19 protein-coding genes and 1 riboswitch are annotated in these 21060 nt (G+C 30.0%); of the genes, 3 read left to right on the top strand and 16 right to left on the bottom strand.

The window, feature by feature from the left end; all coding sequences use genetic code 11:
- Positions 1–18: 18 nt before the first annotated feature.
- Entirely contained in the window at positions 19–810 is a 792-nt protein-coding gene (locus AB3K27_RS02125; RefSeq protein ID WP_368489614.1) for a GTP pyrophosphokinase family protein, read from the bottom strand.
- 123 nt (positions 811–933) lie between these two features.
- Here AB3K27_RS02125 and AB3K27_RS02120 point away from each other — a divergent pair, with 123 nt between their 5' ends.
- Entirely contained in the window at positions 934–1734 is an 801-nt protein-coding gene (locus AB3K27_RS02120) for a DUF2225 domain-containing protein (RefSeq protein WP_368489613.1), read from the top strand.
- 79 nt (positions 1735–1813) lie between these two features.
- Here the strand turns inward: AB3K27_RS02120 and AB3K27_RS02115 are convergent, their stop codons facing one another.
- From AB3K27_RS02115 to AB3K27_RS02055, 13 genes are all read right to left on the bottom strand, one after another.
- Entirely contained in the window at positions 1814–2500 is a 687-nt protein-coding gene (locus tag AB3K27_RS02115; RefSeq protein ID WP_368489612.1) for a metallophosphoesterase, read from the bottom strand.
- 4 nt (positions 2501–2504) lie between these two features.
- A complete protein-coding gene (locus AB3K27_RS02110) occupies positions 2505–2771 on the bottom strand; it encodes an EscU/YscU/HrcU family type III secretion system export apparatus switch protein (protein WP_368489611.1) in 267 nt (88 codons plus the stop codon).
- Between the two features lie 45 nt (positions 2772–2816).
- Complete coding sequence (locus tag AB3K27_RS02105) at positions 2817–4451, bottom strand: hypothetical protein (protein WP_368489610.1); 1635 nt, start codon at positions 4449–4451, stop codon at positions 2817–2819.
- Between the two features lie 177 nt (positions 4452–4628).
- Positions 4629–5255, bottom strand: coding sequence for an ECF transporter S component (locus AB3K27_RS02100; RefSeq protein WP_368489609.1), 627 nt, complete (start codon positions 5253–5255; stop codon positions 4629–4631).
- Positions 5256–5545: 290 nt separating this feature from the next.
- A riboswitch (FMN riboswitch) is annotated at positions 5546–5664 on the bottom strand.
- A 123-nt stretch (positions 5665–5787) separates the two neighbouring features.
- Positions 5788–7941 (bottom strand): Tex family protein, encoded by a 2154-nt coding sequence (locus tag AB3K27_RS02095; protein WP_368489608.1) that lies wholly within the window; start codon positions 7939–7941, stop codon positions 5788–5790.
- A gap of 379 nt (positions 7942–8320) precedes the next feature.
- Complete coding sequence (locus AB3K27_RS02090; protein ID WP_368489607.1) at positions 8321–9505, bottom strand: ABC transporter permease; 1185 nt, start codon at positions 9503–9505, stop codon at positions 8321–8323.
- A complete protein-coding gene (locus AB3K27_RS02085; protein WP_368489606.1) occupies positions 9502–10191 on the bottom strand; it encodes an ABC transporter ATP-binding protein in 690 nt (229 codons plus the stop codon). Before AB3K27_RS02085 ends, AB3K27_RS02090 begins: the two co-directional genes overlap by 4 nt.
- Positions 10166–11227, bottom strand: a complete 1062-nt coding sequence (locus tag AB3K27_RS02080) for an efflux RND transporter periplasmic adaptor subunit (protein ID WP_368489605.1) — start codon at positions 11225–11227, stop codon at positions 10166–10168. Before AB3K27_RS02080 ends, AB3K27_RS02085 begins: the two co-directional genes overlap by 26 nt.
- Before the next feature lie 57 nt (positions 11228–11284).
- Positions 11285–11962: a Yip1 family protein gene (locus AB3K27_RS02075; RefSeq protein ID WP_368489604.1), complete on the bottom strand. Its 678-nt coding sequence runs from the start codon at positions 11960–11962 to the stop codon at positions 11285–11287.
- A gap of 200 nt (positions 11963–12162) precedes the next feature.
- Positions 12163–13273 (bottom strand): peptide chain release factor 2 gene (prfB, locus tag AB3K27_RS02070; protein ID WP_368489603.1). Its coding sequence is split into 2 segments (ribosomal slippage): positions 12163–13194 and positions 13196–13273, totalling 1110 coding nucleotides; the frame shifts between segments, so codons are not numbered across the junction.
- Between the two features lie 17 nt (positions 13274–13290).
- Positions 13291–15795 (bottom strand): preprotein translocase subunit SecA, encoded by a 2505-nt coding sequence (secA, locus tag AB3K27_RS02065; RefSeq protein ID WP_368489602.1) that lies wholly within the window; start codon positions 15793–15795, stop codon positions 13291–13293.
- A 152-nt stretch (positions 15796–15947) separates the two neighbouring features.
- Entirely contained in the window at positions 15948–16475 is a 528-nt protein-coding gene (gene raiA, locus AB3K27_RS02060; RefSeq protein WP_368489601.1) for a ribosome-associated translation inhibitor RaiA, read from the bottom strand.
- A gap of 259 nt (positions 16476–16734) precedes the next feature.
- Positions 16735–17757, bottom strand: coding sequence for a branched-chain amino acid aminotransferase (locus AB3K27_RS02055; protein ID WP_368489600.1), 1023 nt, complete (start codon positions 17755–17757; stop codon positions 16735–16737).
- 310 nt (positions 17758–18067) lie between these two features.
- Here AB3K27_RS02055 and AB3K27_RS02050 point away from each other — a divergent pair, with 310 nt between their 5' ends.
- Both AB3K27_RS02050 and AB3K27_RS02045 read left to right on the top strand, forming a co-directional pair.
- Entirely contained in the window at positions 18068–18667 is a 600-nt protein-coding gene (locus AB3K27_RS02050; RefSeq protein WP_368489599.1) for a tyrosine-type recombinase/integrase, read from the top strand.
- 349 nt (positions 18668–19016) lie between these two features.
- The gene (locus AB3K27_RS02045; RefSeq protein WP_368489598.1) at positions 19017–20024 is read left to right on the top strand and encodes an acyltransferase family protein; all 1008 of its coding nucleotides are present in this window, start codon (positions 19017–19019) and stop codon (positions 20022–20024) included.
- Between the two features lie 158 nt (positions 20025–20182).
- On the opposite strand, the gene AB3K27_RS02040 is transcribed toward AB3K27_RS02045, so the two are convergent.
- The gene (locus AB3K27_RS02040; RefSeq protein WP_368489597.1) at positions 20183–20377 is read right to left on the bottom strand and encodes an asparagine synthase; all 195 of its coding nucleotides are present in this window, start codon (positions 20375–20377) and stop codon (positions 20183–20185) included.
- A gap of 317 nt (positions 20378–20694) precedes the next feature.
- A complete protein-coding gene (locus AB3K27_RS02035; RefSeq protein ID WP_368489596.1) occupies positions 20695–20892 on the bottom strand; it encodes a small, acid-soluble spore protein, alpha/beta type in 198 nt (65 codons plus the stop codon).
- Positions 20893–21060: the final 168 nt, after the last annotated feature.

Below are 21060 nucleotides of genomic sequence, written 5' to 3'. Positions count from 1 at the left end.
ACTGGTGGTTTTTTATTACTATTGTTTATAAATTTTAAGTAGTTTTTCTGTAGCTCTTAACAGATTTACCAACTCAAATACTTCTCCCTCTTCAATTAATTTATTTAACTGCCCTTGATACCGGGTTGCTTCAACTAGCTTGCCCATAGATGACAAAGTCAATATGTTATTCATTATATCAGAGATTAAATTTGATTTTACTTCAAATAATTTTTGGGCATCTTTTATTTCATCTTTAATTTCAAGCATCTGTTCATCCAGCTGAAATGCAGCATCTGCGGCATTTTTAAGTTTCAATTTAATGTGATCTGGTATATCTTGTTTATATTTATAATTTAAAGAATGTTCTATGGTGGCCCAAAAATTCATAGCAAGTGTTCTTATCTGGAATTCGGCTAATATTTCCATTTCACCCCCTGCCATATTAACGGGATACTTAATTATTACATGATAGCTTCTATAACCGCTTTCTTTTACATTATCTATATAATCTTTTTCATACATTATATTCATATCTTTTCTATTCCTCACTATTTGAACTACTTTCTCTATATCATCTACAAACTGACACATGATTCTTATGCCCGCTATATCTTCTATTTCATATCTAATCCTATCAAGCGGTATATTAAATTTATTAGCTTTCTCTAATATACTAGATATCTCTTTCACCCTACCTGTAACAAATTCTATTGGCGAATATTCATTTTTTCTTCTATATTCTTTTCGTATACTTTTAAATTTTACTTTCAATTCTTCTACAGCTTGGTCATATGGTATTAAGAATGTTTTCCATTCCCCTATAGCCATTATAAATTCACCTCCAACAGACAACTATGTATAATATCATTATACCAAATATATCAAAAATATATGATTTTAATCCATATCTTTGATATAATAATTATACTAACTAGTGGAGGTGATACAGACATGCTTGATAACACATTTTCAACTTCAAACACTTCAGAGAATAAAAGCCAACTATATGATGAAGATAAGCAAAAACTAATGCTTTATAATAAAAAAATAACTTGTCCCGTTTGTAGTACAGTATTTAATGCTAAGGCTATAAAAAAATCCTCATATAGAATATTAAAAAAAGACTCTGATTTTTTTATACGATATTTAATTATAAATCCATATTTTTATGATGTATGGGTATGTGATAGATGCGGTTATGCATCTATAAAAAGTGATTTTGAAAATTTAAGTGACTATGATGCAAATATAATAAGAACTGAAATTTTACCAAAATGGCATAGTAAACATTATCCTGAAGTATATAATCTAAATTTAGCAATACAAAGGTACAAACTATCTCTTTTAAATTATGATATCATCAAAGTCAGATCTAGCAAAAAAGCAATTAACCTGCTAAAACTAGCATGGATGTTCCGATTAAAAGAAGATAAAAAAAGTGAACTGGATTATTTAAATCATGCTCTGGAAAATTTCAAAAACGCCTACTATAATGAGAGTTTCCCTATATGCGGTATGGATAGATTTACTACTATGTACCTTATAGGTGAACTATGCAGACGTACTGATAAAGAAGACGAATCTTTAATATGGTTTGGACAAGTAATAACCGCTCCTACAGCATCACAAAAAATTAAAAATATGGCTCGTGATCAAAAAGATTTGATAAAAACCAATTTAGATGATACAAACTCTGAAGATAATTTAAAAGATAATAAAAAACAAAATATTTTTTCTAAATTTCACAAATAATACTTAAATCTTACAGGTTAAGTGCAAATTACTTTATTTTTGAAAATATTTTAACTTGTAGCATAACCTGTAATCTATTTCACATTATTCTTATTGGATTAAAATCTATATAATCTGCAGAAGTTACTATGTATTCTACTCCATTTATAAATCCTTTTACTGACTTTGAGAGAGATTCTCCATGAAGGTGTCCATATATAACTTTTTCTACACTATACTTTTCAAATATACACCTAAAATCAGAATGCATGAATTTTTCTCCTATAGGGGGATAGTGAATCATCACTATAAATTTGTCATATCCAGCTTTCACTGCGGAATTTAAAGAATTTTTTATTCTCAAAAGCTCTCTATTATATATTTTATCATCATGGGTTGAAAAATTTTCACTTCCTGGACAAAGCCATCCTCTAGTACCACATATGGCATAATCTTTATATACAAAAAAATTATTTTGTATAAAATCCATATCCCTATATAAACCATTTAATTTAGTAATGCTGCTCCACCAATAATCATGATTGCCCTTTACCATAATCTTTCTTCCAGGCAAGTTATGAATCCACTCTAAATCGCCAAAACCTGATTTTATATTCATAGACCAGGATATATCTCCTGCCACAAGTATTGTATCCTCACAGGTTATTTTATCAATCCAATTTTTTTTTATTTTCTTATCATGATCAATCCAATTATGTCCAAAGATATTCATTGGTTTATTTCCAGTTATATCCAAGTGTAAATCTGATATTGCAAATAACGCCACACAATCACCTTCTACTTATATTTTCGTCTACATCTACTACATAGGCTATCACTTTTGCCACTGCATCATATAGTTCAATAGGTATACTATTTCCTATATCCACATTACTCAAAAGATTAGTCAGTTCCTGGTCATAAACTATAGGTACATTGCTTTCCCTGGCTTTATTTAATATGTTATCCGCTATTTGTCCAATACCTGCGGCAGTAACCATAGGTGCTTCATAAGTTTGTTCATACTTTAAAGCTACTGCCTTTTTTCTCTTTTTCATAATATTCCCCTTATTTAATTCTCAGATGTTTTTTAGCTATCACAATCAAGCTCTGGTATTTAACATCCCTATGTCATTATCATCAAAAAATTCTCTACAGGTAGATATGTTCATCTCTTCTTTTTTTTCATGAAATGCAATATCTATATTATACCCTATGTTTGATAAACTCTCTAGTATTGTTTTATATCCCTGTTTCATGAAGCTTATCCACTCTTTATTACACTTAATATCTATATTCATATTGATATTATTCACTGTCAAATAAGCATCTACTATTCCCATATTTTCAGTACTTATAGATGTTATTATCTTCACATTAGTTGCATCTATTTTTTTCCCTTTTTTTCTATCATCTTTAATCATAAGCTTGCACTGATAATCCATATCATTTAAATTTATAGGCAAATCCATATAATAATAAGAATTAGATATGGTGTTAAATAACTTAAAATCATTTACGCTGCTATTTAATTGAGAAATTATATTTTTAGAAAATTTATTTTCACTATCATTATTTTGTTCTAAAAATGTTCTTATTATATCTTTCATTTCATCTGTTTTCATATTTATCTGCTCTTTTATATGATTTACCATTTCATCCATATTACCTGCAATCACATTTAAATCTTTAGAAGTTCGAGACGTTGTTCCTTTTTCCTTTTCAAAATAGTTAAGTATATTATCTAATTTCCCTTTAATCTCCTCTTCCTGTATATCTTTAGGACTAATATTTTTATTTATATCTAACGATTGATTATTTTTAGTCTGTGATTTATCTTCACCATTGATACTTTTTATTTCATCTGAGAATTCATTTGGTTTATCTATATTTTCTGTCATTATACTAGGTCTTAAATCTGTATTTGATTTTTCTCCATCTGCATAAGTAACTTTTCCATCTGTATTTAAATTACCTACTATATTGTCTTGCTGTTTTTTATATATACCAGATTTTTTTGCATTTTCAGTATTTTCTATGCTCTTATAAGTTAATTCATCAGCTTTCAAAATATCCCCTAAATATTTTACTTCATTATATATAGTACCCTCCTGTTTAAACACTTTATTAAAGCTTTTTATATTATCTTCATTTAATTCTATATTATTTTCTAGTAGAATAAATAAGTCTTCTTTACTTATATTTTTTAGTTCACTAAAGAAATTTTTAAGGGTATCTTTTATAAAATTTCCTTTTTGGCTATCAGATTCTACATTTTTACTAAGTAAATAATTTTTTATAAATGTATCTTCTTCTGTAGGATTTTCTTTTATTTTGTTTATAAAATCTATCATGGTTTTTATATCGGAAATATTTTCCTTAGTAAGTGGTATTTCACTTTTAACCATTTTCTCTATAATGTCATAATCTTCACTGTTTAAGTTAAGGGAATTTTCCTTAATAAAAAGTTTTATGGAATCTTTGCTTTGATTTTGCCGTTCTTCTTCTGCAGTAACAATTTTTAATTTTAGCTTTTCATTTTCAAATCCCTCTACCTGAAGCCTTATAAGCTTATTTTCTACAATATTTTCAGGATTATCTATTTGAGCTGAAAATTTCCATCCATCTAAGAGTTTTAAAAGTATTTCTCCTGTATATTTATTTAAATTCAGTACTTTAGCAGAAAATTTCTCTCCTATTTCAAAAGATAATTTTGCAGATATTTGTTTGTTATTCATATTATATACACTATTTATATTCCATATTCCCGCCAACTTAATCACCCTTTATAATTTATTAAAAATGTCTCCTAATTAAAATTATATAGATTATCGTATAGAATTACTATTTTATAAAGTCAAAATACAATAAAAAAATCTGGATACATGTCCCAGATTTTTAGTTGCCATTTTGTGCTAAATTTTTACTTTTTCAGAGTTCTTTATTTTATTATGTTCCTGCTTTAGCAGAGGTGAAACACTCTTGTAAAGAACTAGTGTTAAAATGGTAAGAGTTATACCTTTTAACAAGTTAAATGGAACAATAGCCAGTAATACAAATGTATTCAAATCCGTTATGCTGCTGTTTATTTTTGCTGCCATGTCCACCATTGCACTTATAGGAAAATTAAGCGCTCTCTCATAAAGCGGAAGCAATATGAAATAATTCAAAAGTCCTGCTACCACTGACATTGCAATAGTGGCTACCCCTAAACTGATTACTGCCACCTTTTTGGTCTTATGTCTGTTATATATATACCCCGCTGTAAAAACTAAAACTGATCCTACTGCAAAGTTTGCAAGTTCTCCTACAAATGCAGTTTTACCATTGAATATTCCATGAAGTACATTTTTTAAAAACTCTATAGCAATCCCAGCACCAGGTCCTAATGCAAAAGTTCCAATTAAAGCCGGCAAATCGCTTATATCCATTTTTAAAAATGTTGGAAATATAGGAATTGCAACTTCTATGAACATAAATAAAAATCCTATTACACCTAACAATGATACCTTCACTAATCTGTTTAATTTACTACTGCTCATTTTAAATACCCTCCTAAAATATCAAGTATAATCTCCTAGGTGAATAATCAAGTAATTCTTAGATTCAAGCGGAGTTTGCTATAGAGAAATACTTACTTCCATCTGAAGCTTATTAACAGTATTCTTAGTGTCTTTAACACTTAGAATACGTTATCCTTTAGGGGAAGAACTTATCCAGGTGCGTACCAGTGCTTATCTCTCACGTTAAAGAAGATGGGAGTATTAGTACTGGTGGCATTCGGATAAAATAAAAAAACCCGGCAAAAATACCAGGGCTAATAAACATACCATTCTATCTTCTCCCATCCAGACTTTACTGTCGGCTTCAGAATTTCACTGAATCATGCTGCACACGCAACTCGCGGGCTATACCGCCGGTGGGGAATTTCACCCCGCCCTGAAGATTATATTTTAATTTTTATAAGTTTATTATAATACTTTTAACGACAAAATTCAATGCATTGTTAAAATAATTTTTATCTATTAATAAATATTTATGACTAATTATGTTAATTTCATATTCATTTTTCTGCTATTTCATGCTAAGTGCAATTCTTTTTCTTTTTTCATCTACTTCAAGTACAGTTACATTTACAACATCTCCTATCTTAACTACATCTAGTGGATGCTTTACAAATTTATCAGACAGCTGACTTATATGTACTAAACCATCCTGGTGAACACCTATATCTACAAAAGCGCCAAAATCTGCTACATTTCTGACTGTACCTGTAAGTGTCATTCCTGTTTTAAGCTGGTTTATATCAACTATTCCTGTTTTCAATATAGGTTTTGGCAGTTCCTCTCTTGGATCTCTCCCTGGCTTCTTTATTTCTTTCATTATATCCTTTAAGGTAGGAATACCTATATCAAGTTCCCGTGATACATTATCTATACTAATCTTTTCAACTCTATTTTCTATATCTACAAGACCGCTATTTTTCAAGTCTTTATCACTGTACCCAAGGGTCTTCAAAAGCTTTTTAGCAGCACTATAGGATTCTGGATGTACTGAGGTATTATCAAGGGGTTCATCACTTTCCATAACCCTTAAAAATCCTGCACATTGTTCAAAAGCCTTTGCTCCCAGTCTTTTAACTTTTAAAAGCTCTTTTCTATTTTTAAACTTACCATTCTCTTCTCTATAAGCTACAATATTTTCGGCTATAGCTGAATTTATTCCAGATATATAAGATAGTAAAGAAGCCGTTGCCATATTTAAATCTACTCCCACGCTATTTACACAATCCTCTACAATACCCTTTAGAGACTCATCTAATTTTTTTGGTGAAACATCATGTTGATATTGGCCTACCCCTATGGATTTAGGATCTATTTTCACAAGTTCCGCCAGAGGATCCTGCAGTCTTCTTCCTATGGATATAGCTCCTCTCAGTGATACATTTATATCGGGATATTCTTTTGCAGCCAGTTCCGAAGCAGAATATACAGAAGCTCCAGCTTCTGATACCACCACATAATAAACATCCTTATTTTTTCCTTCTTTTATTTCTTTTATAAGTCTGCCAATTACTTCTTCTGATTCTCTACTTGCTGTACCATTTCCAAGAGATATCACACTAACATCATATCTATACACTAAATTCTTTAATATCTTTAGAGAACCTTCTACATCATTTTGAGGCGCTGTAGCATAAACTGTAGCAGTATCTAGAAGTTTTCCCGTATCATCTAAAACTGCTATTTTACATCCCGTTCTAAATCCAGGATCATATCCAAGCACATTTTTTCCTTTTATAGGTGGCTGCATTAAAAGTGCCTTTAAGTTGGCCTTAAATATCTTTATAGCACCTTCTTCTCCCATATCTGTGAGTTCAGATCTTATTTCCCTTTCAATAGAAGGATATATAAGTCTTTTTAAAGAATCCTCTACACTTCTTTCTATGTAACTATCAGTTACTTTATTTCCCTTTAGACATTCTCCTTTTAAGTATTTTATTACTTTATCCATATCACAGGTTATCTTTACAGACAAAATTTTTTCTTTTTCTCCTCTATTTATAGCAAGTATTCTGTGAGGAGGTATGGACTTTACCGTTTCATGATAATCATAGTACATTTCATAAGGATTTGGTTCATCATTTTCCCCTCTTGTTTCAATGTTTCCGTTATCTTGAACAAATTTTCTTATCCACTTTCTATATTTTGCCTCATCAGATATAATTTCACTTATTATATCCATAGCTCCCAGAAGAGCATCTTCTATAGAATTTACTCCCTTTTCTTCATTTACAAATTTTTCTGCATACTCTTCTATATTGCCTTTGAAATTGCCGTCTAACATTATCTGTGCAAGTGGTTCCAGTCCTTTTTCTTTGGCAATAATAGCTCTTGTTCTCTTCTTTGGTTTATATGGCCTATATAGATCTTCAACTTCTGTTAAAGTATTGCAATTCTCCAGAGATTTCTTTAATTCTTCTGTGAGTTTCCCCTGTTCTTCTATTATTCTTATTACATCCTCTTTTCTAGCCTTAAGATTTCTAAGATATGTAAGCCTTTCTGCCAGTTTTCTTAAAGTGACATCACTCATACTTCCTGTTAATTCTTTTCTATATCTGGCTATGAAGGGAACTGTATTACCTGAGTCCAATAATTCTATTACATTATTTATATATTTTTCATTTACGTCTAACTCTCTAACTAGTATGTCTACTATATCGTTCATTTTAACCTCCCGATGAATCCTATTGATTTTGCTTAATTTGTCTAAATATGTAAACAATTAATTTTTCAGTTAACTTAAAATAAAAGCTTTATAAATTTATGTTAAACTAGCTAAAAATATATTACAACAGTTGAATGGACTTTTGCAAATTAATATATTTAAGAATCATTAATTTGAAGTAAAAAATATAAACTATTTGGTCTTATAAGAATATAAATGAGATTATCTTTATAATGTTCGAATACTACTCTGCCTCCCAAATTCCCTGTTGCACAAATTTTAATGCCTTCTCTTGAGCCTTTTTTACGATATTATGATTATATCCTATAACAGCTGCCATTTTATTTTTTCTCCTTGTTATAATTTTAAGGTCTAAATATTACTTATAAATAGCCTTAATAGGATCCAAGTTTGCTGCCTTATATGCCGGAATTATCCCAAAAATTATTCCCACAGTAATAGATGTAATAGATGACCCTATTAATATTCCTATGGTTATAACTGGATTAAATGGTAAAAATACTCCTAAAATTAAGGATATCAAATATCCTATACCTATTCCAATGATTCCTCCTATACCTGTAATAAATATTGATTCTATTAAAAACTGTAATAGAATTGTACCTGGTTTTGCACCTATAGCTCTTCTAATACCTATTTCACGACGGCGTTCTGTAACAGATACATACATTATATTCATTACTCCAATTCCACCCACAAATAAAGATATTCCTGATACAACAGCTATAAAAATAGTTATACTGCCTATTATTTTTTCAAAAGCTTTAGAAACAGCTTTAGGGTCCCCCTTAGTATAACTTCCTTTTACATCTGGGTGAAGAGTTTCTAGTTCTTTTTTTACTTCTTTAAATACGGAGTCAGAGCTGAATCCCTGCTTAATTTTAACATCAATTGAAGAAATTGATATATCATTTTCTAAAAGTTTCTTTGCAAATTTAGGCACATAATCATATTGCATAGACAATAAACCTGAACTTCCATTTTCAATGCCAATAACTTCAAAAAACTCATCCTTTATTTTAATTCCCTTTCCAATTCCCTTATTTACGTCTTCTCCGAACAATGCTTTAGCGTGATCTTTTGAAAGCACCACCACATAATGCTTAAACTCATCATCTTCCTCGGTTATGCCTCTTCCTGCCACAACGCCTGAACTCTTATCATAGTCATTTATCATCAGGTAAGACTGTTTGTCAAAAAAAGTTGCATTTTCAGTAACTCCTACCAGGCCTTCTAATCCGCTGCTGCTCTTACTAACTTGTTCTACACCATCAACATTTTTAAGAGATTGAAAGTCCTTATATTCAAATGGTGTATCTACTTTCGTAGAATCTACATCTGAAGGTTCAAAATTAACAGTAATAGTATTTGCCCCCACATCACTAGTGGATTGATTTACCTGTGCTTTTAACCCTTCTCCAATAGAAAGAATAATAACCACAGAACTTATTCCAATAATTATTCCTATCATGGTTAAAAAAACTCTAAGCTTATGTGTACGTAAACTTAAAACTGCACTATATATAAGTTCCCACAAATTCATATATTATCCTCCTCAGAAAAAATACCGTCTTTGAGAAAAACACAATGAGTAGCGTATTTTTTAAGATCACTATCATGAGTTACCATTATAATAGTTCTATTTTGTTTATTAAGTTTAACCAATATATCAATGATTTTTAGACCGGTTTTCCAGTCCAGTGCACCTGTAGGCTCATCTGCCAGAATAACATCGGGCTCATTAACAAGTGCTCTGGCAATTGAAATACGCTGTTGTTGCCCCCCAGATAACTCATTTGGATAACTTTTAAATTTTTCCTCAAGTTCGACATCTTGAAGACTTTTTTTTACCATGTCAATTCTTTGCTCGTTACTATATCCTCCATGATACAATAGTGGAAGTTCAATGTTTTGAGCCACTGTTAAAGATTCAATTAAATAAAATTGCTGAAATATAAAACCAATATGACTATTTCTAAATGAGCAACGCTGGTTTTCTGTCATTTTCGTAACATCTTGTCCATTGAATAAATAACTTCCTTCATTGAAATTATCAAGAAGTCCTAGAATATTCAACAAAGTGGTCTTTCCACTACCTGACTTTCCCATTACAACCACAAATGAACCTTGTTCCACTCTAAAATCAAGATTCTTTAAAATATGACAGCACTCTTTATCCTGTTCATACCACTTACATAACCCTTTAACTTCCAGAAGATGTTGTGTCAATGCTGTCCCCTTCTTTCATTTCACTAGATGGATTTTTCATAATTTTATCATTAAAATCTAAACCACTTTTCACCTGCACATATGTATTATTATATTTTTCAACCCTTACACGTACTTTTCTTAATTTTTTATTTTTTACAAGCCATACAGATTTATGTCCATTATCATTAAAAACTGAGGATACTGGAATTTTGGGCAGTTCACTTTCATCCACCGCAGTTCCCTGAATATGAAAACCTGCATATATGCCCTGCTGATTGTTTATATCAATATAAACAGGGTAATAAGACACACTGCTTCCTGTAGTTTGTGTTAAGTTTGAGGCTGAAGCCCCTTGAATGGACTGTGCTTGTGATGGTTCAGTGCTAATGGAACTAATAGTACCTTTAAATTCTTCATTTGTACCATACACAGTAATCTTTATTTTTTGATTTTCTTTAAGTTTTAACACATCTTTTTCACTAACACTAGCTACTACCTGCATTTTGGGGTCAATCAATGTCAAAATAATTTTATTAGTACTATCTTCATTATCTGATGTCATTGAAACAATACCATCAAAAGGAGCGGAAATTGTGGTATATCGTTTATCTTTAATATTGTTTAACTGTTGTTTTAAACTTGTCTTCTGACTATTGATTTCAGAAATTTGAGCACTATTTTGTACATTTGCCATGGATTTTGCTTGAGCCTCAATACTGTTAAGCTGCTGGGTGAGAGTGTCATACTGCTCTATCATCTGGTCATTCTTATAGGTAAATAAAGTTTGTCCTTTTTCTACCTGTTCTTTATCCTCCACATTTATTTTATCAACGGTTCCCTTAGTTGCATCTTCAGTAAAATTTAATTTTCTGAAATATTGAACCTCTCCGTCTAAAAATATATTCTGCTGTGCTGGAATAGTATATATATCAAATAATGAATCATTTTTATGTGCATTTCGTTTATTATAATTTAAAAAAAGTGTTACAACAAACAATATAATAATTACACCAACAGCAGAACCAATAATTAATATTTTTTTTCTATCTTTCATAAGTCCATCCCTTTCTCTGCATTCGAATCATCAAAATTGCCGCATATTAAAGTTACTTTAGAGTTTTAAATAAGAGTGTAAAGATATAATCATAACAAGTATACAGGAAATTGCAACAATAGCAAAACTTTTCTTTTTTGAAATCTTTCCAACTATGGATACGCCTATAGTCAATAATACTATCTGCCATATATTGAATATATCAAAGTTATCTAAAAATCCATTTAGTAATGTAGGTTTAGTTAATGCTTTTACCCCTAAAGGGTTACTTGTGATGGCCATATACAACCATTTTATAATTTTACCAATAGTTATAGACAGCATACTTAAACAGTATACAGATACAATCTGTTTGTATTTTATTTTAGAACCAAAAATTCTAGCCAGCCCCATGTAAACCAATGATACTAAATATATACCTATTATAGTAGTTATTATAATAGTTACAGTCTGTATAGGTATTGAGGTTGCATATTCTATAGATTTTTCTATAAGTGCTTGAGATGTACCAGCCGCTGCTTCTTTAAATTTATCCGTAATTGATTTTTTTAAAATATCTATAGAAGTAGTCATTTGCATGATTCCGTAAATTATATTGATTAAAATAATTAAAAGCATAGTCCATAAATACTTAGGTTTTTCTATAAATTCACTAAAAATAATCCCTGGTTTCTTGAAAAAATAAATAATTTTTTTGTCAATACTTAAAGCTTTTTCATTTTCTTTAATATCCATAAGAATTCCTCCTAATTTCATTTTTCAAATTACATATTCTACATAATGCTGTATAATCCCTCCTTTAATTCTATAATATCATCAAAAGCCTAACTAAAAAGACTTATTCAATATATATGGCAAAATCCACTCAGACAAAAATAGCTTCGGATAAATAATAAAAGACGCCCTCAGGTCGCAATGCCTTCAGCATCTTTTTACTATTTAACACCTTGTTGCTTTAAATAACCCTTTATAAAATTATCTATATCACCATCCATTACAGAAGTTATATTACTGGTCTCTACACCGGTTCTATGATCCTTTACCAAATTATAAGGATGAAATACATAGGATCTTATCTGACTTCCCCATCCCATATCTTTAAGTTCTCCTGTAAGGTCTTCTATTTTATCCTTGTGTACCCTTTCTTTCAATTCCACTAATTTGGCCTTTAAAATTTTTAATGCTTGTTCTTTATTGTAATGCTGGCTTCTTTCATTTTGACACTGTACAACTATTCCCGTAGGTATGTGGGTTATCCTCACAGCAGATTCAGTTTTATTTACATGCTGCCCTCCTGCACCTCCTGACCTAAATGTGTCTACCCTTAAGTCTTCAGGTTTTATTTCTATATCCTGATCAGCTGTAAGTTCAGGAAGTACCTCCACAGATGCAAAGGAAGTCTGTCTTTTACCGTTGGCATTGAAAGGAGATATTCTAACCAAACGATGAATTCCTTTTTCACTTTTCAAATATCCATAAGCAAATTCCCCAACAATGCTAAGAGATACACTTTTTATGCCTGCATCTTCTGCTTCAAGCATATCCATGGTATTTACCTTATATCCCATTTTTTCTGCCCATCTTGTATACATTCTAAGAAGCATTTCAGTCCAATCCTGTGCATCTGTGCCACCGACTCCTACATGTAAATTTAATATGGCATTATTTTTGTCATATTCTCCACATAAAAGTATTTCTGTTTTAAATGTTTCAACTTGAAATTCTATATCCCTTATATCCTTTATAACTTCTTGAAAGGATATACTGTCTTCCTCTTCCTTTATAATTTCCAATAAAATCCTAGCATCTTCTATACTCTGTGACAATAAATCATATCTATTTAGTATACTCTCTAAATTTTTTTCTTCACTGGCTATTTTCTGGGCGTTATCTATATCATTCCAAAAATTTGGTTCTTGCATCTTTGCCTGCAGTTCCTCTATCTTATTTTTTAAATTATCTAAGTCAAAGAGACTCCCTTATTTCTTTTATAGTTTCTTCTAATTCATTTAGTTTACCAATAGTTTCTTCTAATTGAAGTAACATCTAATCACCTTCCAATTTTAAACAGTTCTTCCACAGCAATTTTTATACTTCTTACCACTGCCACATGGACAAAGATCATTTCTTCCTACAGTCTTTTCCTTTTTTACAGGTGTCTTCTTCATAGAATCCGCTTCCTGATTTGTAATAACATTTTTAACTACTCTTTCTCTTTCTGGAGCTCTTTCAATTTGTACATGCATTAGATATTTTACCGTATCCAATTTGATATTATAAATCATTTCCTCAAACATTTCACTGCCTTCGAATTGATATGCCTGAGCTGGCTCCTGCTGCCTATAAGCTCTAAGTCCAATAGCCCTTTTCAGATGTTCCATATCATCTATATGATCCATCCATCTTGTGTCAACAACTCTAAGTAGTATAACCCTTTCAATTTCTCTCATCTGTTCTGAAGTAAATTCCATTTCTTTTTGTTCATAGATTTTTTGGGCTATATCTACAAATTTATCTTTAATGGCCTCATTAGAAAGATTTATAATATCTTCTTTTTTAACAGAACCTTTAGACACGTATACATCTTCCATATATTCAATCAATTTTACTATTTCATCCTCAAAATCCTCTTCTATTCCAGATATATGGGAATCCACAATTGAATTTATTAAACTCTTTATCATATCCTGTATATCATTTTTCAGGTCTTCTCCTTCAAGAACTTGAGATCTTTGTTTATATATAATTTCTCTTTGTTTATTTATTACATCATCATATTGAAGCAAAGTTTTCCTTATGTCAAAATTGTTTCCCTCTACTTTTTTCTGTGCATTTTCTATGGCATTTGAAACCATTTTACTTTCTATAGCTTCATCATCTTTAAGTCCTAATTTTTCAACTATACCTTGTAATCTATCTGAGCCAAATATTCTCATAAGATCATCTTCAAGGGACACATAAAATCTTGACATACCTGGATCTCCCTGACGTCCAGAACGTCCTCTCAATTGATTATCAATTCTTCTTGATTCATGTCTTTCACTTCCTATTATTTTTAATCCACCTAAGGCAACTACTCCTTTTCCAAGCTTTATATCTGTACCACGGCCTGCCATATTGGTTGCTATGGTAACAGTTCCTTTTTGCCCTGCATAGGAAATTATATCAGCCTCTTTTTCATGAAACTTTGCATTTAAAACCTGATGAGGTACTCCTTTTTTCTTTAACATATCTGAAAGTAATTCAGATTTTTCTATACTTACTGTACCCACAAGTACTGGCTGCCCTTTTTTATAGGTTTCATATATTTCATCGGCTATAGCTTTGAATTTGCCTTTTGCACTCTTATACACTACATCTGGATAATCTTTCCTAACTATAGGCTTGTGAGTAGGTATAACTATTACATCCAATCCATATATGTGTCTGAATTCATTTTCTTCTGTCTGTGCAGTACCTGTCATACCAGACAACTTATTAAATATTCTAAAGTAATTTTGATAAGTAATTGTAGCTAAAGTTTTAGATTCCCTTTCTACTTTAACTCCTTCCTTTGCTTCTATGGCTTGATGAAGTCCGTCACTATACCTTCTACCCTCCATCATTCTTCCTGTAAACTCATCTACTATAAGCACTTCTCCATTTTTTACCATGTAGTCTTTATCTCTTTTCATTATATAATTTGCTTTCAAAGCTTGCACTACATAGTGTTGTATTTCCATATTTTCTGGATCTGCATAATTTTCAAGACTAAAAAAAGTCTCTGCTTTTTTTATTCCCGTATCATTAAGCATTACTGCATTTGCTTTTTCATCTACTTTATAATCTTCTTTTTCTAAAGATTTAGCAAATCCATTGGCAATATTATAAAATTCTGTTGACTTTTCTCCTTCTCCAGAAATAATAAGTGGCGTTCTAGCTTCATCAATTAAAATTGAGTCAACTTCATCTACTATAGCAAAGTTTAGTTTTCTTTGAACTCTCTCTTCTTTATAGATAACCATATTATCTCTCAAATAATCAAACCCAAATTCACTATTAGTTCCATAAGTTATATCACAATTATAGGCTTCCTGTCTTTGGGATTGACTCATATCATGCAAAATAACTCCTACTTTAAGTCCTAATGCTTCATATATAGGTGCCATAGTATCTCTGTCTCTTTTTGCAAGATAATCATTTACCGTAATTATATGAACTCCTTTGCCTGTAAGCGCATTCAAATATGCCGGTGCAGTAGCAACAAGAGTTTTACCTTCCCCAGTTTTCATCTCTGCTATTCTTCCCTGATGAATAACTATTCCACCTATGAGCTGCTCTCTGTATTGTTTTAGTCCCACAGTTCTAAATCCTACTTCCCTAACAACTGCAAAAGCTTCAGGCATTATTGAATCTAAAGATTCTCCTTTAGAAATTCTATCCTTGAATTCATCCGTCTTTGCCCTCAACTGTTCATTAGTTAATGCCTGTATTTTTAAATCTAAACCATCTATTTTATCAACTATAGGTATAATTCTTTTTACTTCTCTTTCGCTATATGAACCAAATATTTTTTGAAAAAGTTTCATTTTTTTCATCCTCACCCGTTAAATTTTATAAAAAAGTACATCTTTTAAATTATATCATCTAATTATATGCTATTCAACTTAAACACTGATTAATTACTGTATATCTTGAATTATAAAGAGAGGAAGCTCTGCTTCCTCCCTGTAGTTAACCTCTAAAATTCCGGTTCTATCAATCCATAATTTCCATCTCGCCTTTTATATATCACATTTACATCTCCATTATCAGCATCTCGATATACAAAAAAGCTATGACCTAAAAGTTCCATCTGAAGAACTGCTTCTTCTGATGACATAGGCTTTACTGCAAATCTCTTAGTTTTCACTATTTTATGTTCCTCGTTATCAGTTTCTTTCTCATCTGGTATAAACTGAAACCTTAAAGATTCAGAATTATTTCTCTTTAAAAGTTTTGTCTTTTGTTTTCTTATCTGTCCTTCTAATTTATCTAGAACTAAGTCAATTGAAGCGTACATATCATCATTTTCTTCTTCTCCTCTTAGTATAACCCCACCAAAGGGAATTGTAACTTCAATCCTCTGTCTGTTTTTTTGTACACTTAACGTAACATGAGCTTCTACATCAGGGTTGAAATACTTATCAATTTTAGATAACTTTTTCCTCACTGCATTTTTCAATGCATCTGTTAGCACAATATTCTTTCCATTCACAGTTATTTTCATATTTCCAGCCCCTTCCTTATCGTTATCCTTGGCATATACTTATGTAAAGGATAAATTTTATAAAATTATATTACGAAATTATTATTAATTGTTAACTACATTTTAATACTGTTACCCATAAATTACAATAGAGTTTAATAGCAAATTAACAAAAATTTAGTTTTATCATTTTATCAATGTTTTAAAAATGCCAAATAAAAAATAAGTACCGGTTTTATACCAGTGCTTATTTTGAGATACTGAAGTATTATTTTTACATTTATACTTCTACAATCCATCCCTTAGGGGCCTTTACATCTCCAAATTGAATCCCATAAAGTGTATCATAAAGTTTTCTAGTTACAGGGCCTACTTCTGTTTCACTATAAAATACATGAAGTTCATTTTTATATTCTATACCTCCAATAGGGGTTATTACAGCTGCCGTACCACATGCTCCAGCTTCAGCAAACTCATCTATTTTATTTATATAAACATCTCTTTCCTCAACCTGCATGCCTAAATATTCCTTAGCTATATATAATAAAGAATACTTCGTGATGCTAGGCAATATAGATGGTGACTTTGGTGTTACAAATTTGTTATCTTTAGTAATTCCGAAAAAATTCGCAGCTCCTACTTCTTCTATTTTAGTATGGGTAGCGGGATCAAGATATATACAATCTGCAAAACCTCTCTTAGCAGAATTTTCATGAGGAAGTAAGCTTGCAGCATAATTTCCTCCAACCTTTGCTGCTCCTGTTCCATATGGTGCTGCTCTATCATAATCTGAAATTGTAAAGTTAACAGGTGTAACTCCTCCTTTAAAGTAAGGTCCTACCGGGCAACAAAACACGCAAAATATGTACTCTTCTGCAGGTTTAACTCCAATGTTATCCCCCACTCCTATTACAAATGGTCTAAGATAAAGAGTAGCCCCTGTGCCATAAGGTGCAACATAGCCTTCATTAGCTTTTGCAACCTGGGTACATGCACTAATAAACTTTTCTTCTGGTATTTCAGGCATTAATAAACGTCTGCAGCTATTATTTAGTCGTTTTGCATTTTGATCCGGCCTAAATAATTGTATTTTTCCATCCTTTCTACGATAACATTTCAATCCTTCAAAACATTGTTGTCCATAATGGAGTGCTGGTGAACCTTCACTTATAGTAAGCATATTATCTTCTACTAGCTTTCCATCGTCCCAGCTGCCACCTTTCCAAACAGAAATATATCTGAAATCCGTTTTGATATAGTCAAATCCCAGCTCATTCCAATCAATATTTATAGTCTTGCCCATGTTAATCCTCCTTTAGATTTAAAATAATATTTTACACTGATACTTTTATATTTTTAAAAAATATCCTGTACTATTTATTAAAACTTTTTTTACTTATTATAGTACTTTAACTAATAAAAGTATACACCACAATCTACTCATAATATTAAATTATACTCCATTAGTATATAAAATTTAATTGTTTTTTGACATTCCATTCAAATTATTATATATTAATTTACATAGAATTATATATAAATGTTTAAAATATATTATGACGAAATTGTACAAAATATTTATTTTGTATAATAACTAGCTAAGGAGAATAATTATGTCAAGAAATAATGAAAGTAAAATTAAATATTTAACACAACAAGAAGCATATTCTCTTTTTAAAACAATTGAGAACACTTACACTTCTCATTCTCTTAGGGATTTAGCTATCTTTAGAATAGCTTATAGATGCGGTTTAAGAGTTTCTGAAATTGCTTTATTAAAATTGCAAGATTACAATGCTTCAAAAGGTGAACTTTACTGTAGGCGACTTAAAGGCAGTAATAATAACACTTTAAGATTAGATTCTAAAACTAAATATATTCTAGATAAATATATTGTTGAAAATAACATAACTTCAACCTCCCAGGTATTATTTTCAAGTCAAAAAAATAATCCAATTTCAAGACAGACCTTGGATTATCTTATGAAAAAATACTGTTCAATGGCTGGCATTGAAGATAAATCCAAACACCATTTCCATGCTTTAAAGCATACAACTGCTGTCCATTTGGCTGAATCTGATATGGACATAAAGGAATTACAATGGTGGTTGGGTCATAAATCCGTTTCCAATACAGAAATATACTTTCAATTTACAACTAAGCAACAAGATAGAATGTATGCAAAATTAGATGAAAAAAGTGAAATGGTATAATTTTTATTAATTGCTTTCCCTCTTATACACAAATATAATAACACTTTATGAAATGTAGGGTTTTCTATTAAGATATAGAAATCCTACATTTTAATATTTGTTAACATTATTAACTAAATTTTCAAAAAATACAAATTTAATTAATTAATATAACACTATATTGTAACAGTATAAACATAGAATAATAAATATCAAGTGATTCTTAGGTTCAGATGGAATTTGCTTGAGGAATACTTTTCTCCATCTGAAGCTTAAAAGAACTTATCCAAATGCAAGCAGTGCTTATCCCACACTTTGAACAAGTTGGAGATTATCTAATTCCAGCGTTTGGCTAAAATATTACATAAAGATGGAGTTTAATATGAATTTAAAAAATTGTAGGGAAGATTATTTTGACAACTTAAAACTATTATTAACTATTCTTGTAGTAGTTGGACATACCATAGAACCTCTAATAAACTCACATTTAAATATTAAATTATTATATGTATTTATATACTCTTTCCATATGCCTTTATTTGTTTTTATTTCAGGATATTTTTCAAAAAATATCAATAATGAAGAAAAACTTTTTTCTAAAATTAATAATATTTTTGTACCCTATGTTATTTTTCAATTATTATATTCTTTATTTAATATTTACATTCTAAAAGCACAAAACTTCAAAATTACTTTAGTTTATCCTTATTGGATTACATGGTATCTTCTTTCTCTATTTACATGGAATCTTGTATTACCTTACTTTTCCAAAATTAAATACTGCATTATAATTTCACTTCTTATTTCTATATTATGTGGATATGATACTAACGTTGGATATTATTTGAGTTTATCAAGAACCATAACATTTTTCCCTTATTTCTTAATGGGATACTTTACCCAAAAGCGCCACATAACTATTATTAAACAATACTTTGTAAAAAAATATGCGGTTTCAACTTTACTAGCCATTTTTTTCTTATTATATTTAATAAATAATAAAATCAATTATAAATGGTTCTATGGTAGTCTTTCCTATTCACAATTAAATGACTCCATATATCCTAATTGTATTATTCGCACAGCTATATATATATTAGCCATAATTATATCTATTTGTATATTAACATTAATTCCAGATAAAAAATTCTTTTTTACTCATCTAGGTTCTAGAAGTATGACCGTATATTTATTTCACGGTTTTATTATAAAGTTATTGCTTAAATATAAATTTTTCGATTACATAGAATCCTTCAGAACCGAAATATTTATTATTATACTTTCATTTTTTATTGTTATAATTCTCTCTTCCAAATATATTAATAAGATTGCTAAAATAATAATTTATCCAAAAATATTAAAACAAGTCACAAGGTAATATTAAATATGATTAAAACAATTATTAGTATAACTTACTATAGCAGTCTTCTAGAAGACTGCTATATGTTAAAATTATTATATTTATAGATTAGAGTTTCTCAACTCAAAATTTTAAGAATATTTTCAATGCTAAACATATAAATAACGATTTTTAATTTATCTTCGATTTTGCAATAAATCTACAGTTCCCAAAACAATATGTGCTAATCCAAATCCCAAAGCAGCTGTTTCTATCATAGGAACAACGTCATTTTTATGCATTCTTCTATTTTTTAAATCTGATGCTCTTAATGCAACTGATCCTGCAGTAACTGCAGTACCTAAGGCTGTTGTAATTAATCCATTTTTCATATTATCATCACCTATATTATTTTTTATAGTTATTTATCTTTATTTTAACCATTTATTAATTTTATATTTAGATAATAAAAATTTAAACTTGGAACATTTTAACCTGTTATAGATTTTTAAATAAAGCCTGAATCTTTATTTAAAGGTACAGGCTTTTTATTAAGTGATTCTTAAGTTCAGGTGGAGTTTGCTTATGAGAAATGCTTTTCTTTTCTCCATCTAAACCTTAGAAAAAGTTATCCAGCTGCGTAGTAGTGCTTATCTCCCACTTTGAAGAAGATGGGAGTATTAGCTAATTGCAGCTTTCGGATTAAATATTACTTTAGACCTTGTTCATAAGCCTCAACCATTTTTTTTACCATATTTCCACCTATAGAACCGACTTCTCTTGAAGTAAGATCTCCATTATAACCATTTTTTAAATTTACTCCCACTTCTCTAGCTGATTCCATTTTAAACTGATTTAAAGCTTCTCTAGCTTGTGGTACTGCTAATTTATTACTGTTATATGCCATAATAAACACTCCTTTTATAGTGATTTTTACTGATTATATTTAAAGTTTGTACATTTCTATAAAAAATACTCTAGGTAATTGGATGAATATTTAGATATATGTGTAAAATATAATTTATACAAATCAAGAGTTTACCTATAAAAAAATAAATTGTTAAAATTATTTAAC

Origin of the sequence: Clostridium sp. BJN0013, from assembly GCF_040939125.1 — a bacterium.
Lineage (GTDB): Bacteria > Bacillota > Clostridia > Clostridiales > Clostridiaceae > Clostridium_B.
This window is presented reverse-complemented; position numbering and strand designations above follow the sequence as displayed.

What these genes read in the sequence shown, in the direction of transcription:
- AB3K27_RS02125 (WP_368489614.1), bottom strand. Translation starts at nt 810, where the DNA reads ATGGCTATAGGGGAATGGAAAACATTCTTAATACCATATGACCAAGCT.
- AB3K27_RS02120 (WP_368489613.1), top strand. Translation starts at nt 934, where the DNA reads ATGCTTGATAACACATTTTCAACTTCAAACACTTCAGAGAATAAAAGC.
- AB3K27_RS02110 (WP_368489611.1), bottom strand. Translation starts at nt 2,771, where the DNA reads ATGAAAAAGAGAAAAAAGGCAGTAGCTTTAAAGTATGAACAAACTTAT.
- AB3K27_RS02105 (WP_368489610.1), bottom strand. Translation starts at nt 4,451, where the DNA reads ATGAATAACAAACAAATATCTGCAAAATTATCTTTTGAAATAGGAGAG.
- AB3K27_RS02100 (WP_368489609.1), bottom strand. Translation starts at nt 5,255, where the DNA reads ATGAGCAGTAGTAAATTAAACAGATTAGTGAAGGTATCATTGTTAGGT.
- AB3K27_RS02095 (WP_368489608.1), bottom strand. Translation starts at nt 7,941, where the DNA reads ATGAACGATATAGTAGACATACTAGTTAGAGAGTTAGACGTAAATGAA.
- AB3K27_RS02090 (WP_368489607.1), bottom strand. Translation starts at nt 9,505, where the DNA reads ATGAATTTGTGGGAACTTATATATAGTGCAGTTTTAAGTTTACGTACA.
- AB3K27_RS02080 (WP_368489605.1), bottom strand. Translation starts at nt 11,227, where the DNA reads ATGAAAGATAGAAAAAAAATATTAATTATTGGTTCTGCTGTTGGTGTA.
- AB3K27_RS02075 (WP_368489604.1), bottom strand. Translation starts at nt 11,962, where the DNA reads ATGGATATTAAAGAAAATGAAAAAGCTTTAAGTATTGACAAAAAAATT.
- secA (WP_368489602.1), bottom strand. Translation starts at nt 15,795, where the DNA reads ATGAAACTTTTTCAAAAAATATTTGGTTCATATAGCGAAAGAGAAGTA.
- raiA (WP_368489601.1), bottom strand. Translation starts at nt 16,475, where the DNA reads ATGAAAATAACTGTGAATGGAAAGAATATTGTGCTAACAGATGCATTG.
- AB3K27_RS02055 (WP_368489600.1), bottom strand. Translation starts at nt 17,757, where the DNA reads ATGGGCAAGACTATAAATATTGATTGGAATGAGCTGGGATTTGACTAT.
- AB3K27_RS02050 (WP_368489599.1), top strand. Translation starts at nt 18,068, where the DNA reads ATGTCAAGAAATAATGAAAGTAAAATTAAATATTTAACACAACAAGAA.
- AB3K27_RS02045 (WP_368489598.1), top strand. Translation starts at nt 19,017, where the DNA reads ATGGAGTTTAATATGAATTTAAAAAATTGTAGGGAAGATTATTTTGAC.
- AB3K27_RS02040 (WP_368489597.1), bottom strand. Translation starts at nt 20,377, where the DNA reads ATGAAAAATGGATTAATTACAACAGCCTTAGGTACTGCAGTTACTGCA.
- AB3K27_RS02035 (WP_368489596.1), bottom strand. Translation starts at nt 20,892, where the DNA reads ATGGCATATAACAGTAATAAATTAGCAGTACCACAAGCTAGAGAAGCT.